This is a genomic window from Streptomyces yangpuensis, assembly GCF_001005295.1.
GTDB lineage: Bacteria > Actinomycetota > Actinomycetes > Streptomycetales > Streptomycetaceae > Streptomyces > Streptomyces yangpuensis.
Genome location: NZ_LBMK01000003.1, coordinates 500,143 through 524,316, shown reverse-complemented (window position 1 = coordinate 524,316; position 24,174 = coordinate 500,143). Strand labels below are relative to the sequence as shown.

General features: G+C 72.7%; 24 protein-coding genes. 13 read left to right on the top strand and 11 right to left on the bottom strand.

Annotation, left to right across the window (positions count from 1 at the left end):
* Positions 1–79: 79 nt before the first annotated feature.
* Positions 80–1,891, top strand: coding sequence for a S9 family peptidase (locus AAT21_RS17710; RefSeq protein WP_046777823.1), 1,812 nt, complete (start codon positions 80–82; stop codon positions 1,889–1,891).
* A gap of 37 nt (positions 1,892–1,928) precedes the next feature.
* Positions 1,929–2,771: an SURF1 family protein gene (locus tag AAT21_RS17705; protein WP_046777822.1), complete on the top strand. Its 843-nt coding sequence runs from the start codon at positions 1,929–1,931 to the stop codon at positions 2,769–2,771.
* Here AAT21_RS17705 and AAT21_RS17700 read toward each other — a convergent pair.
* The 7 genes from AAT21_RS17700 to AAT21_RS17670 form a co-directional block, all read right to left on the bottom strand.
* Positions 2,738–3,832, bottom strand: a complete 1,095-nt coding sequence (locus tag AAT21_RS17700; protein WP_046777821.1) for a hypothetical protein — start codon at positions 3,830–3,832, stop codon at positions 2,738–2,740. The genes AAT21_RS17705 and AAT21_RS17700 overlap by 34 nt on opposite strands.
* The gene (locus AAT21_RS17695) at positions 3,829–4,368 is read right to left on the bottom strand and encodes a SigE family RNA polymerase sigma factor (protein ID WP_030957861.1); all 540 of its coding nucleotides are present in this window, start codon (positions 4,366–4,368) and stop codon (positions 3,829–3,831) included. Before AAT21_RS17695 ends, AAT21_RS17700 begins: the two co-directional genes overlap by 4 nt.
* A gap of 430 nt (positions 4,369–4,798) precedes the next feature.
* Entirely contained in the window at positions 4,799–5,875 is a 1,077-nt protein-coding gene (locus AAT21_RS17690; RefSeq protein WP_046777820.1) for an aspartate-semialdehyde dehydrogenase, read from the bottom strand.
* Entirely contained in the window at positions 5,872–7,146 is a 1,275-nt protein-coding gene (locus AAT21_RS17685; protein ID WP_046777819.1) for an aspartate kinase, read from the bottom strand. Before AAT21_RS17685 ends, AAT21_RS17690 begins: the two co-directional genes overlap by 4 nt.
* Positions 7,147–7,322: 176 nt before the next feature.
* Entirely contained in the window at positions 7,323–7,970 is a 648-nt protein-coding gene (locus AAT21_RS17680; RefSeq protein WP_046777818.1) for a DUF5063 domain-containing protein, read from the bottom strand.
* The gene (gene recR, locus AAT21_RS17675) at positions 7,963–8,562 is read right to left on the bottom strand and encodes a recombination mediator RecR (protein WP_046777817.1); all 600 of its coding nucleotides are present in this window, start codon (positions 8,560–8,562) and stop codon (positions 7,963–7,965) included. The genes AAT21_RS17680 and recR overlap by 8 nt, the downstream gene beginning before the upstream one ends.
* A 58-nt stretch (positions 8,563–8,620) precedes the next feature.
* A complete protein-coding gene (locus AAT21_RS17670; RefSeq protein WP_075970649.1) occupies positions 8,621–8,965 on the bottom strand; it encodes a YbaB/EbfC family nucleoid-associated protein in 345 nt (114 codons plus the stop codon).
* A 289-nt stretch (positions 8,966–9,254) separates the two neighbouring features.
* Between AAT21_RS17670 and AAT21_RS17665 the strand changes: the two genes are divergently transcribed.
* Positions 9,255–10,004 carry an SLATT domain-containing protein gene (locus tag AAT21_RS17665; RefSeq protein ID WP_200904413.1) on the top strand — a complete coding sequence of 250 codons (750 nt, stop codon included), beginning with the start codon at positions 9,255–9,257 and terminating at the stop codon, positions 10,002–10,004.
* Between the two features lie 185 nt (positions 10,005–10,189).
* On the opposite strand, the gene AAT21_RS17660 is transcribed toward AAT21_RS17665, so the two are convergent.
* From AAT21_RS17660 to AAT21_RS17650, 3 genes are all read right to left on the bottom strand, one after another.
* Positions 10,190–10,840 (bottom strand): hypothetical protein, encoded by a 651-nt coding sequence (locus AAT21_RS17660; RefSeq protein ID WP_046777816.1) that lies wholly within the window; start codon positions 10,838–10,840, stop codon positions 10,190–10,192.
* Between the two features lie 179 nt (positions 10,841–11,019).
* Positions 11,020–11,685, bottom strand: a complete 666-nt coding sequence (locus AAT21_RS17655; protein ID WP_046777815.1) for a GntR family transcriptional regulator — start codon at positions 11,683–11,685, stop codon at positions 11,020–11,022.
* 116 nt (positions 11,686–11,801) lie between these two features.
* Positions 11,802–13,160 (bottom strand): aspartate aminotransferase family protein, encoded by a 1,359-nt coding sequence (locus AAT21_RS17650; RefSeq protein WP_046777814.1) that lies wholly within the window; start codon positions 13,158–13,160, stop codon positions 11,802–11,804.
* 289 nt (positions 13,161–13,449) lie between these two features.
* Between AAT21_RS17650 and AAT21_RS17645 the strand changes: the two genes are divergently transcribed.
* The 4 genes from AAT21_RS17645 to AAT21_RS17630 all read left to right on the top strand — a co-directional run bounded on the left by AAT21_RS17645 (position 13,450) and on the right by AAT21_RS17630 (position 16,938).
* Entirely contained in the window at positions 13,450–14,079 is a 630-nt protein-coding gene (locus AAT21_RS17645; RefSeq protein WP_046777813.1) for a DJ-1/PfpI family protein, read from the top strand.
* On the top strand, positions 14,072–14,641 hold the full coding sequence (locus AAT21_RS17640; RefSeq protein ID WP_079025767.1) for a MarR family winged helix-turn-helix transcriptional regulator: 570 nt from the start codon (positions 14,072–14,074) through the stop codon (positions 14,639–14,641). The genes AAT21_RS17645 and AAT21_RS17640 overlap by 8 nt, the downstream gene beginning before the upstream one ends.
* 176 nt (positions 14,642–14,817) lie before the next feature.
* The gene (locus tag AAT21_RS17635) at positions 14,818–16,467 is read left to right on the top strand and encodes a serine/threonine-protein kinase (protein WP_046777812.1); all 1,650 of its coding nucleotides are present in this window, start codon (positions 14,818–14,820) and stop codon (positions 16,465–16,467) included.
* 81 nt (positions 16,468–16,548) lie between these two features.
* On the top strand, positions 16,549–16,938 hold the full coding sequence (locus tag AAT21_RS17630; RefSeq protein WP_046777811.1) for a nuclear transport factor 2 family protein: 390 nt from the start codon (positions 16,549–16,551) through the stop codon (positions 16,936–16,938).
* Positions 16,939–17,039: 101 nt separating this feature from the next.
* On the opposite strand, the gene AAT21_RS17625 is transcribed toward AAT21_RS17630, so the two are convergent.
* On the bottom strand, positions 17,040–17,534 hold the full coding sequence (locus AAT21_RS17625; RefSeq protein WP_046777810.1) for an HIT family protein: 495 nt from the start codon (positions 17,532–17,534) through the stop codon (positions 17,040–17,042).
* A 214-nt stretch (positions 17,535–17,748) separates the two neighbouring features.
* Here AAT21_RS17625 and AAT21_RS17620 point away from each other — a divergent pair, with 214 nt between their 5' ends.
* The 6 genes from AAT21_RS17620 (at position 17,749) to AAT21_RS17595 (ending at position 24,142) form a co-directional block, all read left to right on the top strand.
* Positions 17,749–18,855, top strand: a complete 1,107-nt coding sequence (locus tag AAT21_RS17620; protein WP_079025766.1) for an alpha/beta hydrolase — start codon at positions 17,749–17,751, stop codon at positions 18,853–18,855.
* On the top strand, positions 18,848–20,035 hold the full coding sequence (locus AAT21_RS17615; RefSeq protein WP_046777809.1) for an acyltransferase family protein: 1,188 nt from the start codon (positions 18,848–18,850) through the stop codon (positions 20,033–20,035). Before AAT21_RS17620 ends, AAT21_RS17615 begins: the two co-directional genes overlap by 8 nt.
* Positions 20,028–21,392, top strand: a complete 1,365-nt coding sequence (locus AAT21_RS17610) for a sensor histidine kinase (protein ID WP_046777808.1) — start codon at positions 20,028–20,030, stop codon at positions 21,390–21,392. Before AAT21_RS17615 ends, AAT21_RS17610 begins: the two co-directional genes overlap by 8 nt.
* A complete protein-coding gene (locus AAT21_RS17605) occupies positions 21,389–22,060 on the top strand; it encodes a response regulator (protein ID WP_046777807.1) in 672 nt (223 codons plus the stop codon). Before AAT21_RS17610 ends, AAT21_RS17605 begins: the two co-directional genes overlap by 4 nt.
* Before the next feature lie 88 nt (positions 22,061–22,148).
* The gene (locus AAT21_RS17600) at positions 22,149–23,486 is read left to right on the top strand and encodes a sensor histidine kinase (RefSeq protein WP_046777806.1); all 1,338 of its coding nucleotides are present in this window, start codon (positions 22,149–22,151) and stop codon (positions 23,484–23,486) included.
* Entirely contained in the window at positions 23,483–24,142 is a 660-nt protein-coding gene (locus tag AAT21_RS17595) for a response regulator (RefSeq protein ID WP_046777805.1), read from the top strand. The genes AAT21_RS17600 and AAT21_RS17595 overlap by 4 nt, the downstream gene beginning before the upstream one ends.
* The last annotated feature ends 32 nt before the right edge of the window (positions 24,143–24,174 follow it).

The following is a 24,174-nucleotide window of genomic DNA, read 5'->3' as shown; positions in this document are numbered from 1 at the left end:
CTCCTTGGCGTACGGGTTCCACTGTGCGCCCGTTCGGAGCAGTCGGCATCCCGGAAGCCGCTGCGGCCACAATGGGCGCATGACCAGCGACAGCGAGATCACCCCCAAGATGCCTGACTGGGAGAAGCGGTTCCGTGCGCCGCGCGTCGGGCTGCCCGAGTGGGCCGAGGACGCCCCGGACCGTTCGCTCTTCGTCTCCAACGCGACCGGCACCTTCGAGATCTACGCCTGGGACCGCGCCACCGGCCGGCAGCGGCAGGCCACCGACCGCCCCAACGGCACCACCGACGGCACCCTCTCCCCCGACGGCGAGTGGATCTGGTGGTTCTCCGACACCGACGGCGACGAGTTCGGCACATGGGTGCGCCAGCCCTTCGCGGGCGGCCCCGACGAGCCGGCCACGCCCGGCCTGGAGCCCTCGTACCCCGCGGGCCTGGCCATCGGGCGGGACGGCACCACGGTCGTCGGGCGCTCCACCGACGAGGACGGCTCGACCATCCACGTGGTCCGCCCGGACGGCTCCGAGCCCACGGTGATCTACCGGCACCGGGAGTCCGCGGGCGTCGGCGACCTGTCGTACGACGGGACCCTGCTGGCCGTCGAGCACACCGAGCACGGCGACGCGATGCACTCGGCGCTGCGCGTCCTCACCCTCGACGGGTCCACCGTCGCCGAGCTGGACGACTCCCGTGGCGGGACGGAGGAGCTCGGCCTGGAGGTGCTCGGCTTCGCCCCGGTCGCGGGCGACACCCGGCTCCTCATCGGCCACCAGCGGCGCGGCCGCTGGGAGCCGCTGGTGTGGGACGTGGCCACCGGCGCCGAGCAGGAACTCGCGATCGACCTGCCGGGCGACGTCAGCGCCGAGTGGTATCCGGACGGCTCCGCGCTGCTGGTCGCGCACAGCTTCGAGGCGCGCAGCGAACTGTGGCGCTACGACCTGGCCGCGGGGGAGCTCGTACGCGTCGACACGCCGCGGGGGTCGGTGTCCGGGGCCACCGCGCGGCCCGACGGGACGGTGGAGTACCTGTGGTCCTCGGCCGCCGAGCCCTCGTCGGTGCGGTCCACCGCGGGTGGTGTCGTCCTGGACCCGCCGGGCTTCCGGCCGCCGGGCTCGCTGCCGGTGGAGGACGCCTGGGTGGAGGGGCCGGGCGGTCGCATCCACGCGCTCGTGCAGCGCCCGGCGGGCCACGGCGACGGCCCCTTCCCGACGGTCTTCGAGGTCCACGGCGGGCCCACCTGGCACGACAGCGACGCGTTCGCCGCGGCCCCGGCGGCCTGGCTGGACCACGGCTTCGCGGTGGTCCGGGTCAACTACCGGGGCTCGACGGGCTACGGCCGGGAGTGGACGGACGCCCTCAAGCACCGGGTCGGCCTGATCGAGCTGGAGGACATCGAGGCGGTGCGGGAGTGGGCGGTCTCCACCGGCCTCGCGGACCCGGCGCGCCTGGTCCTGTCGGGCGGTTCCTGGGGCGGGTACCTGACGCTGCTGGGCCTGGGCACCCGGCCCGACGCGTGGGCGGTGGGCCTGGCCGCCGTACCGGTCGCGGACTACGTGACGGCCTACCACGACGAGATGGAGGCGCTGAAGGCCCTGGACCGCACCCTCTTCGGCGGGACGCCGGAGGAGGTCCCGGACCGGTTCGAGGCGTCCTCGCCGCTGACGTACGTCGACGCGGTGAAGGCCCCCGTGCACATCGCGGCGGGCGTCAACGACCCGCGCTGTCCGATCCGGCAGATCGACAACTACGTGGACCGGCTCGCGGCGCGCGGGGCGGTGCACGAGGTGTACCGGTACGACGCGGGGCACGGCTCGCTCGTCGTGGAGGAGCGGATCAAGCAGGTCCGGATGGAGCTGGAGTTCGCGCTGAAGCACCTGCCCGCCCGACCCTGAGCACCGGTGGCCGGTGCACCCCCCGTACCGTGGTGGGGTGCACCGGTTTCTCCTGACCCCGCGCTGGTGGGGGATCAACATCTTCGTCGCGCTCGCGGTCCCCTTCTGCCTGTTCATGGGGTCGTGGCAGCTCGGCCGGTTCGAGGCCCGTGTCGACAGCCACCGGGAAGCGACCGCCGAGCGGCCCGCCGACCAGGTGGCGGCCCCGCTGGACTCGCTGCTCCCGGTCGACACGGAGACCTCCGGACGGCTGGCTTCCGTGTCCGGGGAGTACGCCGAGCAGATGCTGGTGCCCGGACGGCGGCTCGACGGCGCGACCGGTTTCTACGTCCTGACGCTGCTGAGGACCGACTCCGGCAAGGCCGTCCCGGTGGTACGGGGCTGGCTGCCGGGCGCTGCGGACCCCGCGAAGGCGCCGGCCGCGCCGACAGGCCGGGTCGAGGTGACCGGAGCCCTCCAGGCCCCGGAGAACTCGGGCACGAAGGGGGTCCACGCCCAGGGCGGTCTGCCCGCCGGGCAGGTCGGCGTGATCGCGGCGGCCACGCTGGTCAACATCGTCCCGCACCCGCTGTACAACGCCTGGCTGACCGTGCAGACCCCGGCGGACGGCATGCTTCCGGTGCCGGCGCAGGCGCCGGCCAACACCGGGCTCGACCTGAAGGCCTTCCAGAACCTCGGCTACACCGGCGAGTGGTTCGTCTTCGTCGCCTTCGTGCTCTTCATGTGGTTCCGGCTCTACCGCCGCGAGGTGGAGACGCTGCGCGACGCGGAGGCGGGCCTGCTCGACCCCGCCGCGCCGGCGGACCCGGTGGACGCCACCGCCCCGGCCGGCCAGGACCCGCGGGATCAGTCGTCGACCGGGATCGCGCCCGTCCGGTAGACGGTGCCGCCGCAGGCGTCGGGGATCGACGTCCGCGTCGTCGGTGCGCCGCTGGTCTGGGGGGTGTGGGACACCTCGACGACGCTCGGCGCCTGGGGAGTACCGGTCTGCGGCTCCGACGCGGCGCCGCTGCCGAGGCTGCCCGAGGTGCCCGCCGACCCGGTCTGCGGCGGTGTACCGCCACTGGTCGAGCCGGTCGTCGTACAGGGCTCGCCCGGCGGCACCCACGCGAAGCGGACCTCGTAGGACTTGTTCGGCGGGAGCACCACCACCGGCGCCTCCGCCGACGGGTCGGGCAGCAGCCCGCTGCCCGGGCCGCCCGCCGTGTGGCCGACCACGGCGACCCCGGAGCCCGGGGTCAGCGTCGCGACGGGGGCGGAGGCCGCGGTCACGGCGTCCCGGCCGGCGACGGCGCAGCCCTGGGACGAGACGTTGGTGACCCGGAAGCCGCCGGCCACCCGGCCGTCGGTCTCCGGGTTGCGGACGAAGCCGACGACACCGAGCTGCTCGGCGCCGCACCCGGGCACGCCCGGCGCGGCCACCGGCGGCAGCGGGCCCGTGCCGGCCGCCGGACCGGCCGCGGTACCGGCCGGTCCGCCCGAGGCGCCGGTACCCGCCGGGCCAGAGGTCAGCCCCCCGGTCGGGGAGCCGCCCTGCGCGGGGTCCGGCTGTCCGGTGGCGCCGCCCGCGTCCGGGGCGCCGCCGGCGGAGCTCCCCGCCTTCGGGTAGGCGCCGTATCCGTTCTGGTGCGGGTCGGACGCGCCGCCCCCTTTGTTGCCCGACTGCGCCTCGTGGCCGGCGATGGCATGGCGGTCCGTGGCCGTGCCCTCGCCGCCCGCCAGGTGCAGGGCGGCCGGGATCGCGGTCCCCGCCAGCAGCGCGGCCGCGGCCGCGCCGACGACGGCCCGGCGCCTGCGGGCCCGCCGTCGCGCCGGGACGCCGTGCAGGATCCGCTCCAGCGCGTCCTCGGAGGGCTGGAGGCCCTCGACGGCCCCGCGCAGGAGGATGCGCAGTTCGTCCTCGCCGCTCGCGCCGTCCGGCGCTGTGTGGTCGTCCATCATGACTGCGCAGCCTCCATCGCCACCCGCAGCGCGGCAATGCCCCGCGATCCGTACGCCTTGACCGAGCCGAGCGATATCCCGAGCGTCTCGGCGACCTGGGACTCCGTCATGTCCGCGAAGTAACGCAGCACCAGCACTTCGCGCTGGCGGCGCTGGAGCCCCCGCATCGCCTTGATCAGGTCGTCGCGTTCCAGTTGGTCGTACGCGCCCTCTTCGGCGCTCGCCATGTCCGGCATGGGCTTCGACAGCAGCTTGAGGCCGAGGATGCGCCGGCGCAGGGCGGAACGGGAGAGGTTCACGACGGTCTGGCGCAGGTACGCCAGGGTCTTCTCGCGGTCGCGGACCCGGTTGCGGGCGGAGTGCACCCGGATGAACGCCTCCTGGACCACGTCCTCGCACGAGGCGGTGTCGTCGAGGAGCAGCGCGGCGAGGCCGAGGAGTGAGCGGTAGTGCGCCTGGTAGGTCGCCGTGAGGTGGTCGACCGTGGTGCCGGCCACCACCTCCGCCGCCACGTCGGCCGTCGGGCCCGCCGTCACGTCCGCCGCGGCGGACGTCACCGCCGCCGCCGGCTCCGCCGTCTCGTCCTTGCCGTTCCCGTCCGTCCCTGCGTTGTCACGCTGAGCGGGCACGAGGCCGCCCGGGACCGGTACGGCGGCCCGTGCGGGCGCCTCCGGGGTCCCCGGCGGGACGGGAACGATCACGAGGAGACCGCCGCCGGACGTGCGGAGATCCCGGCGCGGCGGGACGATCCCCGCACGTGCCGGTAGGACGGCCACTTCGAGCAGTGCCTCTGCCACGCCTGTAGGACACGCGTCCCCCCGTCAGGGTTGTACGCGCGTGGAAGCCTCACCGGAGAAATCCGTATTGCGCTCATGCGTACCCGCTCTTCCCGATTGCCCCGTCCAGCGAAACGGCAGTCGGGCCATCACCTTGATCAAGGGATCGGCACCGATCCTACAAAGCGAATTACGCAAATTCACCTGCGATCAGTTCCGCGATCTGCGTGGCATTCAGTGCCGCCCCCCTGCGGAGATTGTCGGCGCACACGAAGAACTCCAGCGCGTACGGGTCGTCGAGCGAGGCCCGCACCCGCCCCACCCAGGCCGGATCCGTCCCGGCGGCGTCCACGGGAGTGGGGAACTCCCCCGTCGCGGGGTCGTCCACGAGCACCACACCGGGCGCGGCCTCCAGGATCTCCCGGGCGTGCGCGGCCTTCACCTCGTTCTCGAAGCCGGCCCGCACCGTCAGCGAGTCACCGGTCAGCACCGGCACCCGGACACAGGTCACCGACACCGGGAGCGTCTCCAGCTGGAGGATCCGGCGGGTCTGCGCCCGTACGGCGAGCTCGTGCGAGGACCAGCCGTCCTCGTCCAGCTCACCGCACCAGGGCACGACGTTGAGGGCCAGCGGGGCCGCGAAGGGTCCGGTGTCCTCGCCCACGGCGCGGCGTACGTCGCCGGGCAGCTCGCCCAGGGAGGTCCCGGCCACCAGCGACAGCTGGCGGCGCAGCGCCTCGGAGCCGGCCCGGCCGGCCGCGCTCGCGGCCTGGTACGTGGAAACGGCCAGCTCGGTCAGACCGTACTCGGCGTGCAGCGCGCCCAGGGAGGCGATCATCGCGGCAGTGACGGTGTCCGGCGCGGCGACGATCCCGCGCGGCCGGATCCGCGCCGCGTGGGCGTTGATCTCGGGCACCACGAGCGGCACCTCGGGATCGTCCCGGAAGGCGGCGGACTGATCGACGACGACCGCGCCGCGCGCGGTGACGACGGGGGCCCACCTGCCCGAGACCTCGGCGGGCGTGAGGAAGAGGGCGACGTCGCCCGGGCCGAGTCCGTCGAAGGCGTCCTCGGTGAGGGCGAGCACCTCGCACTCCTGCCCGCGGACGGACAGCATCCGGCCCGCCGAGCGCCCGGAGGCGATCAGGCGTATGTCGCCCCAGACGTCGGCCCGCTCGGACAGCATCCGGAGCAGGACCGAACCGACCGCTCCGGTCGCCCCGACGACGGCGAGTGCCGGAGCCGGGGTCGACCGGGCTGCCGTCATCGTCCGGTGCCCCCGTAGACGACGGCCTCGTCGCTGTCGGAGTCGAGCCCGAAGGCGGTGTGCACGGCGCGGACGGCCTCGTTGACGTCGTCCTGGCGGGTCACGACCGAGATCCGGATCTCCGAGGTGGAGATCAGCTCGATGTTGACGCCCGCGTCGGACAGCGCCTGGAAGAACGAGGCGGTGACGCCCGGGTTCGTCTTCATCCCGGCGCCGACCAGGGAGATCTTGCCGATCTGGTCGTCGTAGCGCAGGGAGTCGAAGCCGATCGCGCTCTTCGCCTTCTCCAGGGCGTCGATGGCCTTGTGGCCCTCGGCCTTGGGGAGGGTGAAGGAGATGTCGGTGAGGCCCGTCGAGGCCGCGGAGACGTTCTGCACGATCATGTCGATGTTGATCTCGGCGTCCGCGATGGCGCGGAAGATCGCCGCGGCCTCGCCCGGCTTGTCCGGGACACCGACGACCGTGATCTTGGCTTCGGAGACGTCGTGAGCGACTCCGGAGATGATGGCGTGCTCCACCTGCGCGTCCCCTTGCGGATTCTCGTTGCTGACCCAGGTGCCCGGCAGTCCCGAGAAGGACGAACGGACGTGGATCGGGATGTTGTATCGGCGTGCGTATTCGACACAGCGGTGCAGCAGCACCTTGGAGCCGGAGGCGGCCAGCTCCAGCATGTCCTCGGAGGAGATCCAGTCGATCTTCCGGGCCTTCTTCACGACGCGGGGATCCGCGGTGAAGACGCCGTCGACGTCGGTGTAGATCTCGCAGACCTCGGCGTCCAGCGCCGCGGCGAGCGCCACGGCGGTGGTGTCCGAGCCGCCCCGGCCCAGGGTGGTGATGTCCTTGGAGTCCGCGGACACGCCCTGGAAGCCGGCGACGATGGCGATGTTGCCCTCGTCCAGCGCGGTGCGGATACGGCCCGGCGTGACATCGATGATGCGCGCTTTGTTGTGGACCGAGTCGGTGATGACGCCTGCCTGGCTACCGGTGAACGACTGGGCCTCGTGGCCCAGGTTTTTGATCGCCATGGCCAGCAGGGCCATGGAGATCCGCTCTCCGGCGGTCAGCAGCATGTCGAATTCACGCCCGGCAGGCATCGGGGAAACCTGCTCGGCGAGATCGATCAGCTCGTCCGTCGTGTCGCCCATCGCAGACACCACGACGACCACTTGGTGGCCGTTCTTCTTGGCGTCCACGATCCGCTTGGCGACGCGCTTGATGCCCTCGGCATCGGCTACGGAGGAGCCTCCGTACTTCTGCACGACAAGGCCCACGTGCGCTCCTCGCTCAGTCCGTCTCATTTGCTGGTGCAGTCTAACGAGCGACCGGGATCCGACCGCCTCGTACCGCATCATGAGACGAAAAGATCAAAATCCGGGTGCCTGTGCCGGAGGATCACCTACGCCGGGCCATCCGGGTCGGTCACCTGCGGCAGGTCATGCGCGGCCGGTCACCTGCGGCCCAGGCGGCCCAGCTCCTGCGCCATGACCTGTCCGGCCTGCTCCGCGAGGTCGTCCTCGGTCAGGTCCTCGTCCGTGTCCAGGCCGTCCAGGGCCGCCAGCGGCTGGTTCAGGCGCACGTGCGAGATCAGGGACTGCAGGGCCCGCAAGGTCGCCGAGGCGGTCGGGCCCCAGTTGGTGAAGTACGAGAACTGCCACCACCACAGGGCCTCCGTGATGCGGCCCGCCTGGTGGTGGATCAGCCCGTGCCGCAGGTCGGCGACCACGTCGGCCAGGTCGTCGGAGATCCGGTGGGCCACCGGGGCCTTGCGCGGCTCGTACGGGTCGAAGACCTCGGAGTAGACGTCGACCGGCTCCAGCATGATCGCGAACCGCTCGCGCAGGTCGTCGACGTCCGGCTCCGGGCCGAGGTCGGGCTCGTAGCGCTCGTCGGGCAGCACGTCCTGGTACGCACCCAGCCGGCCGCCCGCCAGCAGCAGCTGGGACACCTCCAGGAGGAGGAAGGGCACCGCACTGTCCGGGTCCTCGCCCTTGGCGACCTCGGTGACCGCGACGATGAACGACTCGATCTGGTCCGCGATCGAGGCGGCGAAGTCGTCCGGATCCTGGCCGAGAGCGTGCAGCGTTGCGTCAGACATCGAGAAGTCGCCTTCCTTCAAAGGCCCGCCCCAGCGTGACCTCGTCCGCGTACTCGAGATCTCCCCCGACGGGGAGCCCGCTGGCCAGGCGGGTGACCTTCAGGCCCATGGGCTTGATCATGCGGGCGAGGTAGGTGGCGGTCGCCTCGCCCTCCAGGTTCGGGTCGGTGGCGAGGATCAGCTCGGTCACCTCGCCGTCCGCCAGGCGCGCCAGCAGCTCGCGGATGCGCAGGTCGTCGGGGCCGACGCCCTCGATCGGGCTGATCGCGCCGCCGAGGACGTGGTACCTGCCCCGGAACTCGCGGGTCCGCTCGATCGCGACCACGTCCTTCGGCTCCTCGACGACACAGATGACCGTCGCGTCCCGGCGCGGGTCGCGGCAGATGCCGCACCGCTCCTCCTGCGCCACGTTCCCGCACACCGCGCAGAACCGGACCTTGTCCTTGACCTCCAGCAGCGCGTGCGCGAGGCGTCGGACGTCGGTGGGCTCGGCCTGCAGGATGTGGAAGGCGATCCGCTGCGCGCTCTTGGGCCCGACGCCGGGCAGCCTGCCCAGTTCGTCGATCAGGTCCTGGACCACGCCTTCGTACAACGGACTGCCTTCTTTCGGATGGGATGCGTCGAGGGGGAAGGGACGGGGGAGGGTACTGCTAGAACGGCAGCCCGGGGATCCCGCTGCCGCCGCCCAGGCCCTGCGCGAGCGGGCCCAGCTTCTGCTGCTGGAGCGCCTGCGCGTTCTCGCCCGCGGCCTGGACCGCCGCGACCACGAGGTCGGCGAGCGTCTCCGTGTCCTGCGGGTCCACGGCCTTCGGGTCGATCACCAGCGCGCGCAGCTCACCGGAGCCGGTCACGGTCGCCTTGACCAGGCCGCCGCCGGCCTGGCCCTCGACCTCGGTCCGCGCCAGCTCCTCCTGGGCGGCGGCGAGGTCCTGCTGCATCTTCTGGGCCTGCTGGAGCAGCTGCTGCATGTTGGGCTGGCCACCACCGGGAATCACAGGGCACTCACTTCCGTACGTCGGTACCGTCAGGACCCTCGCGCCCCGAGACCTTCGGAACACTTGGTCAATCCGAGCCTACGTGCTCCCCGGGCGCAGCGCCCTACGCCGTGAGGACCAACTCTTTTGAGTGAGGGACGGGGCGTGCGCGTACCTGATGGAGCCCTCCTTGCGAGCGGAAATCCCGGGATTCGTTGTCCATCGCCCGTCATTCGAAGGTAGGAAGAGCATGCGCATCATTGCGCACACGCGCACCACCACACGTCAGCGCAGGCAGAGGGAGTGCCGGGTGAGCCAGCCGGAGATGCAGCCCGAGGGGCCACCCCGGGATCCCCGGGAGGAAGGCGGCGGGCCGAAGGCGGCGGGCGATCTGACCGGCCGGCCCTTCCCCCTCGGCGACTGGGGGGAGCCCGCCGAGCGGCTCGACGAGCTCTACCGGCGGGTCGAGGCGGACGCGCTGCGCACGGCCGAGTGGTACCTGTCCGACCGGGCGTGGAAGCGCCGCGGGGCGCGCGTCCTGCGCGTCGGGGCGGCCCTGGGGGCCGTCACCGGCGCCGCGATGCCGGTGCTGGAACTCACGGGCTCGGCGCCGGGCGGATCGACGTACGGCTACCTGGCGCTGCTGCTGGGCGCGGCGGCGCTGGCCTGCGACCGGTTCTTCGGCCTGACGTCGGGGTGGATGCGGGACGTGGCCACGGCCCAGGCGGTGCAGCGCAGGCTGCAGACCCTCCAGTTCGACTGGGCGTCGGAGAACGTCCGCGAGGTGCTCGGGCCCACCGAGGGCACCGCCAGCGAGGCCGCCGAGCGGTGCCTGACCGTGCTGCGCCGCTTCTCCGAGGACATCACGGAGCTGGTGCGCTCGGAGACGGCGGACTGGATGGTGGAGTTCCGGGCCGGGCCCGCACCGCTGGTGATGCAGTCACTGGGGGCCTCCGGGGCGCGCGGCGCGGATGCGTACATCCCGCCGGCCCGCTTCCCGCTGCCGCCGGGCACCCGCCCGAACATGCCGCGGCAGCGGCCCCCGGAGCAGCCACGCTGAGATGGGGAGGGGCGGGGCGGTGCCGCCCCGCCCGCCGGCTNCCCCCCCCCCCCGCCGGCTCGGTACCGGGCCTACGTTGAGCCGTTTCAGCCTGTTCGGCCTGTTCGGCCTGTTCGGCCTGTTCAGCCTGTTCGGCCTGTTCGGCCTGTTCAGCCTGTTCAGCCTGTTCAGCCTGTTCAGCCTGTTCAGCTGAAGATGATCATTGAGCCCTGGCCGAGACTGCGGGTGGCCGCCGCGTGCAGTCCCAGCCAGACGTGCCGCTCGCGGGCGAAGGGGCTGCCGTCGTACGGGATCGGTCCCGCCGGCTCCTCCAGCGAAGTCGGCCGCCCGGGCGGCGCCGGAGCCGCGGGCGGGTTCCCGGGGTCTATCCCGATGGCAGGCGCGACGAACAGCAGCTCCCGCAGGAGGCCCTGGGCGGACCCCAGCGGACCGCCTCCGGCCAGCAGTTCCTCGTTCGCCAGCGGAGCCGCGAAGTCGACGGGCACGTAGGCGCCCGCGTGGTCGTAGTGCCACACCAGGTGCGACTGCTGCGCGGTGGGCTCGAACATCTCCAGCAGCTGTTCGTAGTCCCCGCCCAGTTCGTCCACCGGGGTCACCGGCAGGCCGCACAGCTGGAGCAGGTAGGCCCGTCTCAGGAAATGCAGGGCGTCGTAGTCGAAACCGGCGACCGGGGCGACGTCCCCGCTCAGACCCGGCATGTACGCGAACACGGGCACGGACGGGAGTCCGGCCTCACCCAGCGCCTTGTCGTACGAGGCGATCTCTTCCGCGAAGGGGTTGTCGGGGCTGTGGCACAGCACGTCGACAAGGGGGACCAGCCACAGGTCACAGGCCAACACGGCCTCCGATCAGTCGTTGTCGCCGATCCGGCCAGCGTAGTGCGCCGAACACCCTCCGCGAAGGGATGCGCAGAACTGGGGGCCGCGGCGGCTCACCCGGGCTCACCGGGACCGACCGGAACGGACCGGGACCGACCCGGAACGGGAAGGGCTGGGCCCGCCGGGAACGACAGGGCTCAGAGCCGGGCGGCCCAGGCCAGCGCGTGCTCGTTGTAGCCCTGCACGATGCGGCGTACCTCGTCGGCGTCCGCCAGCGTCACGGCGTCCACCAGATCGCCGTGCCCGTCCCAGAGGGCCTCCCGCAGCCGCGGCTCGCGCTGGAGGTGGGGAACGGCGAAGACCCAGCACTGCACACGGATCCGGTGCAGGAACTCGGTGATGTAGGTGTTGGCCACCAGCCCGCTCAGTTCCCGCCAGAAGCGCAGGTCGTAGCCGATCAGCACCTCCAGGGAGCCGCTCTGGGCGGCCCTGCGTGCCTCCTCGCCCCGGCGGCGTACCGACACCAGCATCTCGCCGGAGCCGGGGGCGGCGCCCTGCTCGGCGAGCCGGCGGAATATCCCGTCCACGACCAGCGAACGGGCCTCGATCATGCCGCGGAAGTCGTCGACCGTGAGGATCCGCACGCGGAATCCCCGGTGCTGGACCAGTTCCAGCAGCCCCTGGGCCGAGAGGTCCACGAGCGCCTCGCGCACCGGGGTCGCGGAGACCTCGTACTGCTCGGCGATCTGCTTCACGGTGAACTCGGTCCCCGGAGGCAGACGTCCCGCGAGCACCTCGTCACGCAGCGCGTCCGCGATCTGCTGGCGAAGTGTGTTGCGGGTGACAGCCGCGCTGCCTGGCATAGGGGTCCGTCCTGTCGTCGAGCTTCGGACACCATAGGCCAGACAGCGAGGCTGAAACCGAGCGGTTTGTGATCGTTATGTGGAGGTCAGGACCGTTATGCGGACGAGAGCCGCGTTCAGGCCGTGGTGTGGCGGTCGGCGACCGTCAGCGCCTCGTCCAGCAGGGCCAGCCCCTCCTTCGCCTCCGCCTCCGTGATGGTGCACGCGGGGACGACGTGAGTCCGGTTCATATTGACGAAGGGCCACAGGCCGGACGCCTTGCAGGCCGCCGCGAACTCGGCCATCGGGGCGTTGTCCGCGCCGGCCGCGTTGTACGGCACGAGCGGCTCGCGCGTCTCCTTGTCCCGTACGAGTTCCAGGGCCCAGAAGGCGCCGAGGCCGCGGACCTCGCCGACCGAGGGGTGGCGCTCCGCGAGCTCCGCGAGCGCCGGGCCGAGCACGTTCTCGCCGAGGTGGGCGGCGTGCCCGACGACGCCCTCCTCCTCCATCGCGTTGATCGTCGCGACGGCGGCGGCGCAGGCCAGCGGGTGGCCGGAGTACGTCAGTCCGCCCGGGTAGGGGCGGGTCGCGAAGGTCTCGGCGATGGCGGCCGAGATGGCCACGCCGCCGAGCGGCACGTAGCCGCTGTTGACGCCCTTGGCGAAGGTGATCAGGTCGGGGGTGACGCCCCAGTGTTCGGCGGCGAACCACGTACCAGTCCGGCCGAAGCCGGCCATGACCTCGTCGAGGATGAAGACGATGCCGTAGCGGTCGCAGAGCTCGCGGACGCCCGCGAGGTAGCCGGCCGGCGGGACCATGATGCCCGCGGTTCCGGGCACGGTCTCGAGGATGATCGCCGCGATCGACTGCGGGCCCTCGAAGGCGATGGTGTCGGCGAGGTGGGCGAGGGCGCGCTCGCACTCCTCGGCCTCGGTGGTCGCATGGAAGGCGGAACGGTAGAGGTACGGGCCCCAGAAATGCACGACGCCGGCGGCGGCCGTGTCGGACGGCCAGCGGCGCGGGTCGCCGGTCAGGTTGATCGCGGCGGCGGTGGCCCCGTGGTACGAGCGGTAGGTGGAGAGCACCTTGGCGCGGCCCGTGTGCAGACGGGCCATGCGGACGGCGTTCTCGACGGCCTCGGCGCCGCCGTTGGTGAAGAAGATCTTGTCGAGGTCGCCGGGGGTGCGCTCGGCGATGAGGCGTGCGGCCTCGGAGCGCACATCGACGGCGAAGCCCGGCGCGAGGGTGCAGAGCCGGGCGGCCTGCTCCTGGATCGCGGCGACGACCTTGGGGTGCTGGTGGCCGATGTTGGTGTTGACCAGCTGGGAGGAGAAGTCGAGGTAGCGCTTGCCCTCGTAGTCCCAGAAGTAGGAGCCCTCGGCCCCCGCGACGGCGAGCGGGTCGATCAGGGCCTGGGCGGACCAGGAATGGAAGACGTGCTTCCGATCTGCGTCCTTCACGGCGGCAAGGGTGTGCGGGGTGGCATGAGGGGTCATGGCGTCACGCTAGAAGTGCGCAGGTGGGGAGGGATATCGGCGGACTGTATGGGGGTGGCGGGCAGGTCTCGGCAGTCTGTCTGCGCCACCCGATCACCCGAGGAAGCATTGACAGCATCCTGTCGTTATGACAGTCTCTTGTCATAGGCGCTTTTCGTGGAAGGCCGGTAGGGACGGCCCGTGCGACACCCACCGCAGGCAACACAGACACCACGAGCACCGCAAGCGCCACAAGGCACTAAGAGCACCGCAGGCACCTGGCACCACCCGACGCTGGAGGCGAACCACCATGAGCGAGACCGCACACAAGCCCGTCCACCTCGCGGTCTACGACACGTACGCGGACTGGGAGACCGGCCACACCACCGCGCACCTCACCCAACGCGGCCACGCCGTGCAGACGGTCGGCTTCGCGGCCGAAGCCCCGGTCACCACCATGGGCGGCGTCCGGATCCAGCCTGACCTGGCCCTGGCGGAACTGCGACCGGAGGACTCCTCGCTGCTGATCCTCACCGGGGCCGCCCTGTGGGACGCGGGTGACGAGCTGGCGCCCTTCGCGGCGAAGGCGCGGGAGTTCCTGGACGCCGGTGTGCCGGTCGCCGCGATCTGCGGGGCCACCGCGGGCCTCGCCCGCGAAGGCCTGCTGGACGAGCGCACCCACACCAGCGCGATGTCCCTCTATCTGGCCGAACAGCCCGGCTACGAGGGCGCCGAGCACTACGTCGAGGTCGACGCGGTGACCGACGGGAACCTGATCACGGCGGGCCCGACGGAGCCGGTCGCCTTCGCCCGCGAGGTCTTCGCCCGCCTGGACGTCTACAAGCCGGACGTCCTGGACGCCTGGTACGGGCTCTTCCACCACTCGGACGAGAACGCCTACCCGGTCCTGATGGCGGCGTCGGAGGCGGGCGATGCTTGAGCCTTCGCCGTCGCCGATACGTGAGCCGTCGCCGACGCTTGAGCCGTCGCCCACCGGGTCCGCCCGGGCTCGGCAGGACCTGCTGAGCCGCACCGCACTCGGGGTGTTCCGGCTGAACGGCCAATTCCTCTCCCTCTCCGAGGAGCTGGCGCGGCCGGCCGGACTGACCGCCGCGTGGTGGCAGGTGCTGGGAGCGGTGCTGCGGGAGCCCCTGCCCGTCGCGGGGATCGCCCGGAACATGGGGATCACCCGGCAGAGCGTCCAGCGCATCGCGGACCTGCTCGTCGCCAAGGGCCTCGCGGAGTACGCGCCGAACCCCGCCCACCGGCGGGCGAAGCTGCTGCGACCGACGGAGGAGGGCCGCGCGGCCGTGGACCGGATCGGCCCGGGCCACTCGGCCATGGCCGCCCGCCTCGCGGCGGAGCTGGGCGACGCGGCCTTCGCGGAGACGGTGGGTGTCCTGGAGCGCCTCGCCGCGGCACTGGACACCCTGCCCGCGGCGCACGATCCGGCCGATGCGGCTGGTCCGGCAGATCCCTCCGGTTCGGGTGATCCTGCCTGAGCCGCCGATCCGACGCGTCGATCAGGGGTCTGCGGGTCGCCACCCTTTCCGGGCCCGCGTTCCGGTTCGCGCAAGGATTCGGGCCCCCGCGAGGGTGACCGGAGGCAACCGGCGGGCGCCCCCGGCCGTCTTTCCCGGCGGAGCTGTTCGGCCAGCAGGGGGAGGACCACCCGGCCATGGAACAACTGCAGCCGTACGACCCGCACCGCATCGGCCCCTACCGCCTGCTGTCCCGGCTCGGCGCCGGCGGCATGGGCCAGGTCTACCTCGCCCGCTCCGACCGCGGCCGCACCGTCGCGGTCAAGCTGGTCCACCACGAGCTCGCCGCGCACGAGGAGTTCCGCATCCGCTTCCGCCAGGAGGTCGCGGCGGCCCGCCGGGTCGGCGGCGAATGGACCGCCCCGGTCCTCGACGCCGACACCGAGGCCGCGACCCCCTGGTTCGCCACCGGCTACGTCGCCGGACCGAGCCTGCGCCGCGTCGTCGCCCACGACATGGGCCCGCTGCCGGGCCGTTCGTTACCGATCCTGGCCGCGGGCCTCGCGCACGCCCTCCTGGACATCCACCGCGCCGGGATCGTCCACCGCGATCTGAAGCCCTCGAACGTCCTGATCACCCTGGACGGCCCGCGCGTCATCGACTTCGGAATCGCCCGCGCGCCCGCCGGGTACGACGCGGGCCTGACCCGGGCCGGCGAGATCATCGGCTCCCCCGGGTTCATGGCTCCCGAGCAGATCCGCGGCGAGCCGGTGACCGCCGCCTGCGACGTCTTCTGCCTCGGGGCGGTCCTGGCGTACGCAGCCACCGGGCGCCTTCCCTTCGGTGACGCGGAGCAGCTCAGTGACGCGGCGCAGCCCGGCGGCCTGGCGGCGCTCCTGCTGCGCAGCACCGAAACGGAACCCGACCTGGCCGGCGTACCGGGCGAACTGCTGGACCTCGTACGGGACTGTCTGCACCGGGATCCCGGCGTGCGGCCCGGACCCGCCGAGGTACTGGCCCGGGTCGGCGCCGACGACACCGTGGCCGACGGGAGAGCCCTGGAGCCCTGGTTGCCGGCCCCGCTGGTGGCCCGGCTCGGGAGGCACGCCGTACAGCTGCTGGACCGCGAGGACGCCGGGCCGGACCGCGCGGTGCCGACGCCGCCTCCGCTGCCGCCCTCCTACTCCGCGTGCCCGCCGCTGGAACCGGAACCTCCGGCCAGGCCCTGGACAGCGTCCACCGCCCTGCTCCTCGTCGTCGCCGCGGTCGTCGCGGGCCTCTCGGCCGGCACGGTGTACGCGGTGATGAGCGGGGCCGACGATCCGCGACCGCCCGTCACGGCCCCCAGTGCGCCGGCGACGACCGGCGCGGGCTCGATCGCGGGTGCGGGGCCGGAGTCGGGGTCCGGGTCGGCGTCCGGATCGGCGTCCGGGACGGGCTCGACGTCGGGTGTGGGCTCCGCTTCGGCTTCCGCTTCGGCCCTGGGTGCCGCGCCGGCCCCGGTGGCTTCCGTGGCCCCGGTGTCCGGCAGCCTGCCCGAGGCCTACGTCGGCACCTGGCAGGCCGTACGCGGCAGCCAGACCTGGCGGCTCACCCTCACGCGCGGCGGAGTCGGCGAGCCGGTGATGGCGCTGTCCGTCCAGGACCCCGGATTCGACTGTGCCTGGACCGCGTCCTTGCGCAGCGCCCACGACCCCGTGGAGCTGGATGCCTCCACCGTCACCTCCGGCGCCCCGCCGACCTGCGCGGCGGGCGGCCGGAGCCGCCTCCTGCTGCTGCCCGGCGACACCCTGCGCAGAGAGCTCGCGGGCAGCGACAGTCCCCCGCTCGACTACCGCAGGCAGTGACCCGGACCCGTTTGTGTCGAGGGCAATAAGCCTGCAGGCAAAGCTTGTTGCGCACGAAGGCGCTGTCGGACACTGCGGCACATGGAGCCGTTGAGGGTTGTGGCACGACTGTGGGAGCGGATCGAGGCACGTGACTGGGACGGCGTGGCCGGGCTCATCGCCGAGGACGCCGTCATCGAGTGGCCCGTGAGCGGTGAGCGCATCGTCGGGCGCGCCAACTTCATCGCGGTGAACAGGGACGACGGCTACTCGGACGAGAAGCCCGTGAGAGTGCTGCGGATCCTGGCCGACGGGGACGACGTCGTCACCGAGGTCGAGATACCCCAGGACCACGTCGTCTACCGGGCCGTCTCCCTGTGGACGGTGCGCGACGGGGAGATCGTGGGGGCGAGAGAGTACTGGACGAGCCCCGGCCAGGACCCTGCCCCGCGCTGGCGGGCGGGATACGTGGAACCCATGGCGGCAGACTGAACCGCGGCGACGGACTGCGGCCGGTCGCCGGGATCGCTGTCGGACCTGCTGACCTGGGGTGTCTGACCGTGGCCGGGCCGCGGTGGACAGGCCGCCGCCGGTCAGGCCGACGGACCGGCTGCCCCGAGCCGGTCGAGTTCCTCGCCGATCGCCGCCCGCAGGGCGTCGTGGCGCGGAGCCAGCGCGTGCCGCTCGCCGCGCCAGCACTGCTCTTCGTCGTACAGCCACACGGGTCGCCGGACGCGGTCGGCCGGCTCCCAGTCGTAGCGGGGCCAGATGTGGGCGTGGAGGTACGGGTCGGTGTTGCCGAGGATCTCGATGTTCACCCGGCGGAAGGCCGGATCGAGCCGCGCACAGGCCCGCTCGACGGCCTCGGCCAGGCGTTCCGTGTCCGAGAGGTACGCGGCCCTGCGGGTCCGGGGCAGGTCCGAGAGCCGGGTCGCGGCCGGGTCGTCGGTCAGCAGGACCGAATAGCCGGGGAGGAACTGCCGGTCCCCGATGACCGCGAAGCCGGCGTCGAGGCGGCGCAGGACGGTCGGGTTCGTCCCGCGGTGTGCGCTGCCGATGCGGTCGTGATGCCAGTCTTCCTCGGTCATCGCCGTGCTCCACGTGGTCTTGTGATGCTGGATGTCGGCTGCTCGTCGGGGCGCGCCGCCGGGTACGCCGTGGCTCTGGAGTATCTGCTGTCATACCTAAGAGCTACGTACGGACACGGCTCCGTGGCGGGACGCCGACGAGGGGTGGGGATTTCTAACTTCGGTAGCGGAGAAGGGCGCTGACGGCTCTTCCGGGACACCGAAGGGACACACCATGGCGACGGGGGCGGCGGTACGGACGGCGGGCACCGCCGGGACCGCGGGCACGGCACGGAAGGCGACGACGGCGGCGGCAGGGTTGGCGGGGGCGGCGGCAGGGTTGGCGGGGGCGGGGGAAGTCGGCGCGGGTGCAGCCGCGTTCGGCTCCCGGCGGGCGGGGGTCCGTGGGGGGCGACTGCGTCGTACGCTGCTGGCCTCGCTGGTCGCGGCCGCCGTGGTCGTCCCGGTATCCGCCGCCGCCTCCGCGCAGGCGCCGGCCCCGGCGCCCGCCGTGTTCGCCGAGGACGCCTCGCCCAAGAGCCGGTATGCCGCTCATCGGGCCAACCTCGCCGAGGCGGTCCGTATGGCCGAGGACGCCGACCGCGTCGGACGGGCCGACCGGCTGCGGGCCATGGCGGCGGCCGGCACGGCGCAGTTCCTCGCCTTCGACGGCCGCGGCAGGGGCCGGGCCGTGGAGGTGTTCGGTGACCTGGGGACCGCCGAGCGGGTCGCCGTCCTGGTGCCCGGCTCCGACACCACCCTCGACACGTACGAGAGGTTCCGGTCCGGGGCGGTCGCCCTCCAGCAGCGCCTCCAGGCGGGGCAGCCGCGCTCCGCCGTGGTCGCCTGGCTCGGGTACGACACCCCGGGCACGGTCAGCACGACCGTGCTCACCGCCGGCCGGGCCGACGACGCCGCGGCCGAACTGGGGCCGTTCCTCGACCGGTTGGCGGGCATGGCGGCGCCCGGCGCCCGGCTCTCGCTGCTCTGCCACTCCTACGGTTCCGTGGTCTGCGCGCGGACCGCGACGGGCCCGGCCGTCAAAGACATGGTCCTGTTTGGCAGCCCCGGCACGGGGGCCGGGTCCGCCCGGGAGCTGCCCACCACGGCCCGGACCTGGGCCGGCCGCGGCGGTGCCGACTGGATAGCCGGCGTGCCGCACGTCCGGCTCGGCGGGCTGGGTTTCGGCACCGACCCCGTCGACCCCGCCTTCGGTGCGCGGGCCTTCGACGCCGGAGCCGGCGGGCACAGCGACTACCTCAAGCCGGGCACCCGGTCCCTCGACGCCCTGGCAGCCATCGTCCTCGGCACTGCTCCCGTCGAAGAGGCCGGCCGTGCGTGAGCTCCGCGCGCGCTGGTCCGCTCTGGCGGCGGATACCGAGGCGGCCACGCCGCCCGGCCGGGACCGGGCCGTGGACGCGCTCCGGGCCCTGGCGATTCTCGGGGTCGTCCTCGGCCACTGGCTGGTCACCTCCCTGACCGCCGCCGACGGCGGCCTGCGCGGCACCAGCCCGCTGCTGCACATGCCCTGGCTGGCCCCGGTGTCCTGGGTGTTCCAGACGCTGGCCGTCTTCTTCCTGGTCGGCGGCCGTGTCGCCGCCCGTGGGTACGCCTCGGCGCGCGGGCGGGGCGTCTCGTACGGGGCCTGGGTCGGGCATCGGCTGGGCCGGCTGTTCCGGCCGGTCGCCGCGGTGCTCGTCCTCTGGACGGTCGTGGCGGGCGGGATGCTCCTCGGCGGGGCGGAGTTCGACACCGTACGGACGCTGGTCCGGCTGGTCCTGTCGCCGCTGTGGTTCCTGCTGGTGTTCGCCGCGCTCACCGCCGCGACTCCGCTCGTGGCCCGGCTCCACCCGCTGTGGCCGGCCGCCGCGGTGGCGGGCGTCGACCTGTGGCGCTTCGGGCCGGGCGGGCCCGAGTGGATCGGCTGGGTCAACGTGGCCGCGGGCTGGCTGGTCCCCTTCACGCTGGGCGCCGCGTGGTCGCGCGGGGCCCTCGCCCGGCGCGGCCGGCTCCTGCTCCTCGTCGCGGCGGCCGCTGCGGCCGCCGGCGCGCTGGTGCTGTGGGGCGGGTATCCGGCGTCCATGGTGGGCGTGCCGGGGTCGGCCGTCTCGAACCTGGACCCGCCGACCCTTGCCGTGGTCGCGTTCGGACTGGCCCAGTGCGGGCTGGCCCTGCTGGCCCGCGACCGACTGGCCCGGCTCATGCGCAGGCCCGCCGCCTGGGCGAGAGTGGCGTGGGTGAACCGCTCCGCCATGACGATCTTCCTGTGGCACCAGACCGCCATGATGGCCGTCACCGCCGTCGGGCTGCTGCTTCCGGCCCGCCTGCCCGGGCTGCACACCGCGCCCGACTCGGTGGGCTGGATAGCGGTCCGGGTGCTGTGGCTGCCGGTGTTCGCGGCCGGGCTGGGGCTCTGCTGGGCGGCGTTCCGCATACACGAACAGGACCGTTCCCGGGCGGGCGCGGTCACCGGCGCCCGCCGTGTCCCGGGGCCTTCCGCCAAGGAGATCACCCATGCCTAGGCTGACCGACGTGAAGGAGCAGCGCCTGTCCCCGGCCGAGCCGAAGCCCGCCGTGCCCACTCAAGGCGTGGGACCGCGCATGGCGTTGGCCCTGGAACTGTTCACCATGCGGCGCGATCCCCTTCCCGGATTGGGACGGCCCAAATGGCTGGCCCGGCTGCCGCACGTGTTCGTCGGGTATGCGGCAGTGTTCTTCGGGTTCCTCACCACCGAGCAGCTCATGGACCACTACCACATCAAGGGCGGACCGCCGCTGGCCGTCGCGCTGCTGACGGCGCTGTCCATCTGGCTGGCGATGTTCCGTCCGATCGCGGCCTGGTGGCTGGGACTGCTCGCCGCGGGCTGGTCCGCCTGGATGATCCACGACAACGTCGGGCGGGGCCAGTCCTGGCCCTGGACGCCGGGCGGGATGTTCGCGTTGGCTCCCGTACTGCTGCTGGTCGCCCTCCGGGTGCCGCCGCGGGTGACCATATGGGCCGTCGGCATCTCCGTCGCCCTCACCGGCGCGGCCGAGCTGACCTTCCATCCGGACGGAAGCCAGATCTCCTCACCGGCGGCCTCCGTCCTCTTCGGCTTCGTCGGGCTCCTCGGGTACGCGCTGCGCGCCCTGCGGCTGGCCCGTGGCGAGCTGGTCGAGCAGGAGACCCTCACCGCGGAGGAACGAGCCCGGCGCACCCTGCTGGAGGAGCGCAGCCGCATCGCCCGCGAGCTGCACGACGTCGTCGCGCACCACATGTCGGTGATCTCCATCCAGGCGCAGGTCGCCCCGCACCTCGTGGAGAACCCGTCGGAGGAGCTCAGGGAGAACCTGGCGGGCATCCGGGAGAACGCGCTGGAGGCCCTCACGGAGCTGCGCCGGGTGCTGGGGGTGCTGCGCTCGGAGCAGCCCGGTGATCCCGCGGCCCCGCAGCATCCGCAGCATCCGCAGCCGACCCTCGCCGAGCTGGACGGCCTCGTGGACAACGTGCGGGGGGTGGGGCTGGACGTCACCACCGAGGTCGCGGGCATCCGCCGCCCGCTGGCCCCCGGCGTGGAGCTCACCGCGTACCGGATCGTGCAGGAGGCGCTGAGCAACTGTCTTCGCCATGCGCCCGGTTCGCGGGTGGAGGTGGGCGTCGCCTACGGACCGCGCGAGCTGCACCTGTGCATCGCCAACAGTGCGCCGACGCGGCCGGCCTCGCCGTCGCAGGGAGCGGGGCACGGGCTGCTGGGGATGCGGGAGCGGGCGGGCATGCTGGGTGGTGAACTGGCCGCGGGCCCACGTCCCGACGGCGGGTACGAGGTCAGCGCCGTGCTTCCGATGGATCCGCAGAACCCGGCCGCCGGTACCGGCCACGAGACGAAGAAGGCCCCATGAGCACCCCGATCAAGGTCATGATCGCCGACGACCAGATGATGGTGCGGCAGGGCTTCACCGTGCTGCTCAACGCCCAGCCCGACATAGAGGTCGTGGGGCAGGCGGTGGACGGGGCGGACGCCGTCGCGAAGGTCGCCGAGCTGGCCCCGGACGTGGTGCTGATGGACATCCGCATGCCGGGCATGGGCGGCATCGAGGCCACGTCCGTGATCACCCGCGTCCCCGGCGCCGCGGTGAAGGTGCTGGTGCTGACCACCTTCGACCTCGACGAGTACGTGTACGAGGCGCTGCGGGCCGGGGCTTCCGGGTTCCTGCTGAAGGACGCTTCCGCCGATCAGCTCGCCGAGGCGGTGCGGGTGGTGGCCGCGGGTGAGGCGCTGCTCTCACCGAACATCACCAAGCGGCTGATCACGGAGTTCTCCCGGCTGGGGGCGCCGCGCGCGCCGTCGCGGGCCCGGATCGACGCGCTGACCGAGCGGGAGACCGAGGTGCTGTCGCTCATCGCGCAGGGCCTGTCGAACGCGGAGATCTCCGAGCACCTGGTCCTGGCCGAGCAGACGGTGAAGACGCATGTGAGCCGGATCCTGGTGAAGCTCGGTCTGCGGGACCGGACGCAGGCGGCGGTGTTCGCGTACGAGACCGGTCTGGTCCGTCCGACGGGCTACTGACAGGCCCGTGTAGTACTTGAGAGGGACCCGGGGAAATCCCCATCGGCGGCGACGCGGACGAAGGCGGTACAGACCTACGGTGGTGCGTATGACCGAGACGACCACCGGGGGGACAGCCCGGACGCCTGAATTCCGACTGGCATCGGAGGTGATCGCGACCCTGCGCCAGGACCTCCTCACCGATGCCTTCGTCTACCGGCCGCTGCCCCTGGCGGGGGGCCCGGGGCGCTTCGCGCGACGGCTCCCCGGGGCGATACGCCAGTACGCGCCGTGGCGGCGGCACGTGGCGGTGGGGCTGCTGGCCTTCATCGCCGTGCTCTTCACGATGGAGGGGCAGTCGAGCTATCTCGGTGATCTGGGGCAGCTCGTCATGGGGCTGACAGCCGCGGTTCCCGTCGTGATGACGCTGGTGCGGCCGATCGGGGCGTGGTGGGCGGCCGTTGCGATGACGGTGGTCCTGGCCACCCTGGGCGGGAGCGGGAGCTGGCCCTGGACACCTGGTGCCTTCTTCTCCTACATCGTGGTCATGGTCCTCGTCACGCTGCGGACCGGCCCCCGGGTGGCGGCCTGGATGTGGGCGCTGACCGTCGCGCTGGGCGCCGCGCTCTCCGTGGTCTTCAACGGCGAGTGGGGGTCGAACGCGCCGGAGATGGCGGTGACCTCGGCCTTCGCCCTGGTGGTCGCCGGCAGTTTCCAGATACGCCGGCACGCGAAGGCGGAGGTGAGCGCGCAGCAGGAGGTCACGGCCGTCGAGCGGGACAAGCGGACGCTGCTGGAGGAGCGGACCACGATCGCGCGGGAGCTGCACGACGTGGTGGCGCACCACATGTCGGTGGTGGCGATCCAGGCGGAGGCCGCTCCGTACCGGGTGAAGAACCCGCCGCCGGAGCTGGAGGCGGCGTTCGCCACCATCCGGGAGAACGCGGTGGCGGCCCTGACGGAGCTGCGGCGGGTGCTGGGTGTGGTGCGTTCCGCGGACTACGAGGCGCCGGAGGCCCCGCAGCCGACGCTGGCCTCGCTGGACGGGCTGATCGCCAATGTGCGCGAGGCCGGGCTGAGCGTGGAGAAGACGGTCACGGGTGCGGTGCGGGAGCTGCCGCAGGGCGTGGAGCTGTCGGCGTTCCGGATCATCCAGGAGGCCCTGAGCAACACCCTGCGGCACGCGCCGGGCGCGGCGGCCGGGGTGGAGGTCTCGTATGTGCTGGGCGGCCTGGGGATACGCGTCGTCAACGAGGCGCCGACCGGGGACGCGCCGCCCTCCGCCGGGGCCGGCCACGGGATCACCGGGATGCGGGAGCGGGTGGCCATGCTGGAGGGGGAGATGACGGCCGCGCGGACGGAGTCGGGCGGGTACGAGGTCGCGGTGTTCATTCCGGTCCCCAACCGTCCCGAGCCGGTGCCCGAGCCCCGGGAGGGGACGGTATGACGATCAGAGTGCTGATCGTCGACGACCAGATGATGGTCCGCGAGGGGTTCTCCGTTCTGCTGAACGCCATGGACGGCATCGAGGTGGTCGGCGAGGCGGTCGACGGCCGGGAGGCCATCGCGCAGGTGGCCGTGCTGCGGCCGGACGTGGTGCTGATGGACATCCGGATGCCGCAGATGAACGGCCTGGAGGCGACACGGGAGATCGTCGCCGCGGACACGGACGCGAAGGTGCTGGTCCTGACGACCTTCGACCTCGACGAGTACGTGTACCAGGCACTGCGGGCGGGCGCGTCCGGGTTCCTGCTGAAGGACGCGTCGGCCCGTCAGCTGGCGGACGGGGTGCGGGTGGTGGCCGCCGGCGAGGCGCTGCTGGCGCCCTCGGTGACCAAGCGGCTGATCGCGGAGTTCTCGAAGATCTCCGAGGCGCGCAAGCTCGCGGATCCGGAGGGGGTGGGCGAGCTGACGGAGCGGGAGACGGAGGTGCTGATCCTGATCGCACAAGGGCTGTCCAACGCCGAGATAGCCGACCGGCTGATCGTCGCGGAGTCCACGATCAAGACCCATGTGAGCCGGATCCTGGTGAAGCTGGGCCTGCGCGACCGGACGCAGGCGGCGGTGTTCGCCTATGAGACCCGCCTGGTGACACCGGCCTGATCCGCCGGACACCCCGGCCACAGCACTAGTCT

Bases quoted from the DNA above. Each gene is read 5' to 3' on its own strand.
- AAT21_RS17625 (WP_046777810.1), bottom strand. From the start codon at position 17,534: ATGACCGAGGAAGACTGGCATCACGACCGCATCGGCAGCGCACACCGC.
- AAT21_RS17595 (WP_046777805.1), top strand. From the start codon at position 23,483: ATGACGATCAGAGTGCTGATCGTCGACGACCAGATGATGGTCCGCGAG.
- AAT21_RS17650 (WP_046777814.1), bottom strand. From the start codon at position 13,160: ATGACCCCTCATGCCACCCCGCACACCCTTGCCGCCGTGAAGGACGCA.
- AAT21_RS17700 (WP_046777821.1), bottom strand. From the start codon at position 3,832: ATGATGGACGACCACACAGCGCCGGACGGCGCGAGCGGCGAGGACGAA.
- AAT21_RS17645 (WP_046777813.1), top strand. From the start codon at position 13,450: ATGAGCGAGACCGCACACAAGCCCGTCCACCTCGCGGTCTACGACACG.
- AAT21_RS17635 (WP_046777812.1), top strand. From the start codon at position 14,818: ATGGAACAACTGCAGCCGTACGACCCGCACCGCATCGGCCCCTACCGC.
- AAT21_RS17630 (WP_046777811.1), top strand. From the start codon at position 16,549: ATGGAGCCGTTGAGGGTTGTGGCACGACTGTGGGAGCGGATCGAGGCA.
- AAT21_RS17655 (WP_046777815.1), bottom strand. From the start codon at position 11,685: ATGCCAGGCAGCGCGGCTGTCACCCGCAACACACTTCGCCAGCAGATC.
- AAT21_RS17620 (WP_079025766.1), top strand. From the start codon at position 17,749: ATGGCGACGGGGGCGGCGGTACGGACGGCGGGCACCGCCGGGACCGCG.
- AAT21_RS17710 (WP_046777823.1), top strand. From the start codon at position 80: ATGACCAGCGACAGCGAGATCACCCCCAAGATGCCTGACTGGGAGAAG.
- AAT21_RS17605 (WP_046777807.1), top strand. From the start codon at position 21,389: ATGAGCACCCCGATCAAGGTCATGATCGCCGACGACCAGATGATGGTG.
- AAT21_RS17600 (WP_046777806.1), top strand. From the start codon at position 22,149: ATGACCGAGACGACCACCGGGGGGACAGCCCGGACGCCTGAATTCCGA.
- AAT21_RS17680 (WP_046777818.1), bottom strand. From the start codon at position 7,970: ATGTCTGACGCAACGCTGCACGCTCTCGGCCAGGATCCGGACGACTTC.
- AAT21_RS17640 (WP_079025767.1), top strand. From the start codon at position 14,072: ATGCTTGAGCCTTCGCCGTCGCCGATACGTGAGCCGTCGCCGACGCTT.
- AAT21_RS17610 (WP_046777808.1), top strand. From the start codon at position 20,028: ATGCCTAGGCTGACCGACGTGAAGGAGCAGCGCCTGTCCCCGGCCGAG.
- AAT21_RS17690 (WP_046777820.1), bottom strand. From the start codon at position 5,875: ATGACGGCAGCCCGGTCGACCCCGGCTCCGGCACTCGCCGTCGTCGGG.